Origin of the sequence: Daejeonella sp. (assembly GCF_049655485.1) — a bacterium.
Taxonomy (GTDB): Bacteria; Bacteroidota; Bacteroidia; order Sphingobacteriales; family Sphingobacteriaceae; genus Daejeonella.
The window spans coordinates 1-2388 of the sequence record NZ_JBASJU010000404.1; the positions used below are offsets into that span (position 1 = coordinate 1).

Here is a 2388-nt window from a genome sequence, read left to right on the forward strand (position 1 = left end):
ATTTCTTCAATCTTTATTCCCTTGACATTCATAGCTGGTGTATATGGGATGAATTTCGCATATCAGGATCCTGAATCCGGGAGAATTCTTGAGAATAATATGCCCGAACTCTATTCGGAGAACGGTTATGTCTACACGATGGCCGTTATGTTGTTCATCGCAATCTTACAAATGATCTACTTCTGGAGAAAGGGATGGCTAAGCAATAAGTAAACATCTTGCTTAATGATGCCATCTGACTTGTTTAAATTGATTAGCGACGTCAAAACGCCCTGTTTGTCGTCTGTAATTGCTACTTTTATCAATGCAATCTTTTGAACTGGATAAATCAGACATTCTTAAAATACGAAAGGCCCTCGAAGAGGACGATTCGGTTTTAAAATCCCTTGTGGCTGAATATCACCCTTCCGAAATTGCTATTCTATTTGAAAGTTTACCCCAGGAATCGCGTGAAAGAATCATAAGTATTTTACCTGCGGAGATCGCGTCGGAAGTCATATCCGAAATGGATGCAGAATTTCATCCCGAAAGGCTGCTTGAAAACTTACATCCAGAGCGTCGTTCTGAGATTGTCGAAGAACTTGATTATGATGACGCTACAGATATCATCAGCCAGCTTCCAGAGGAGCAGCAGCAGGAGATATTGGAAGAGCTCGACGAAGAGGATGCTTCAAACATACGCTCTCTCTTAAAATACGACGATGACACTGCCGGTGGTTTAATGAATAACCAGGTCATTAAGATCAGTATGAACTTAATGAAAAAGGATGCTTTGGACGAAATTATCAAGCAATCCGAAGAAATGGAGGAATTCTACACAATAAATGTTATTGATGACAAAAACGTTCTTCGTGGTATTGTGTCCTTAAAGGATATCATAAAAGCGCGAAATAATGTGCGTATTGAAGAATTTATAAATACTGATTTTGTTTACGTGAAAGCAGATACAGATCAGGAGGAGGTAGCACGACTAATTTCACAGTATAACCTGACCAGTATTCCTGTGGTTGACGATCATATGCACCTTCTGGGTAGGATTACTTTTGATGATGTTATTGATGTAATGCAAGAGGAGAACACCGAGGATATGTTGAAGATTTCGGGGGTTTCAGAGGATGAAGAACTTGCAGGTAATTGGAAGGAAGCTGTTAAGAGTCGTTTACCATGGCTTTTATTGAATTTAGGCACAGCTTTTTTGGCTGCATCGGTAATCCGATACTTTGATAGCACTATAGCCAGATTTGGTATTTTAGCGGGCTACATGGTCATGATTGCAGGAATGGGAGGGAATGCCGCTACCCAGGCACTTGCAGTAACCGTGCGACGTATTTCGCTTACAGATTTAACGGATAATCAGGCTTACAGAACGGTTCTAAAGGAATTTACAGTAGGGCTTATAAATGGAGCGAGCATAGGTTTAGTGATTTTTCTCTTTGCAATTTTTTATGACGGAAACCCAATGCTTGGTTTAGTGATATTCGTTGCAATGACCGGAAATTTGGTAATAGCAGGGATGGCAGGTTCGTCTATCCCTCTGATGCTGAAGAGGGTAGGTATAGACCCAGCGATAGCGTCTTCTATTATCATTACCACATTCACCGACGTCTTTGGGTTCTTGCTGCTTTTAGGGCTTGCAAGTAAGTTGCTACTTTAATTTGCGGTATTAAATTTACCATTTCGGGGCTGAGGTTTTTTTTTAAATTTGCTTCTTCCGTTTCACGGAGTATATAAATATGACAGAGATCAGAAATAACTGGACCAAAGAAGAGATATCAGAGATTTATCATAGCCCTTTACTCGATCTAATTTATCGAGCGGCAACAGTCCATAGGGAAAATAAAGACTATTCAGAAGTCCAAATAAGCAGCTTACTATCGATTAAAACGGGTGGCTGTCCTGAGGATTGTGCATACTGTCCTCAGGCAGCACGCTTTCATACGGATCTGGAAGTGCAGGCTCTAATGTCTGTGGACCAGGTTACAGAAGCGGCCCAGAAAGCAAAAGATGCCGGTGCTTCCCGCCTTTGCATGGGAGCAGCCTGGAGAGAGGTTCGGGATAACAGAGATTTTGATCGGGTTATTGAGATGGTAAGGTCAGTAAATTCACTGGACATGGAAGTTTGCTGCACACTGGGTATGCTGACAGAGTCTCAAGCTCAAAGGCTGGCCGATGCAGGACTTTACGCATATAACCATAATCTCGACACATCTGAAGATGATTATAAACGGATCATCACTACAAGAACATATGACGATCGTTTAAAAACGATAGAAAATGCCCGAAAAGCAAAATTAACCGTCTGCAGCGGTGGAATAATAGGATTGGGTGAAACCGTTGAAGATAGAATTTCGATGTTGAAAACGCTTTCTAATCTGGTCAGACATCCAG

The 2388-nt window shown here is 41.3% G+C and carries 3 protein-coding genes; all 3 read left to right on the top strand.

Annotation, left to right across the window (positions count from 1 at the left end; all coding sequences use genetic code 11):
* A partial coding sequence (locus WBJ10_RS16360; RefSeq protein WP_424292224.1) for a CorA family divalent cation transporter occupies positions 1-213 on the top strand: 213 nt, incomplete at its 5' end.
* 91 nt (positions 214-304) lie between these two features.
* On the top strand, positions 305-1654 hold the full coding sequence (gene mgtE / locus WBJ10_RS16365) for a magnesium transporter (protein WP_424292226.1): 1350 nt from the start codon (positions 305-307) through the stop codon (positions 1652-1654).
* A 79-nt stretch (positions 1655-1733) separates the two neighbouring features.
* A partial coding sequence (bioB, locus tag WBJ10_RS16370; protein ID WP_424292228.1) for a biotin synthase BioB occupies positions 1734-2388 on the top strand: 655 nt, incomplete at its 3' end.

Bases quoted from the DNA above. Each gene is read 5' to 3' on its own strand.
- mgtE (WP_424292226.1), top strand. From the start codon at position 305: ATGCAATCTTTTGAACTGGATAAATCAGACATTCTTAAAATACGAAAG.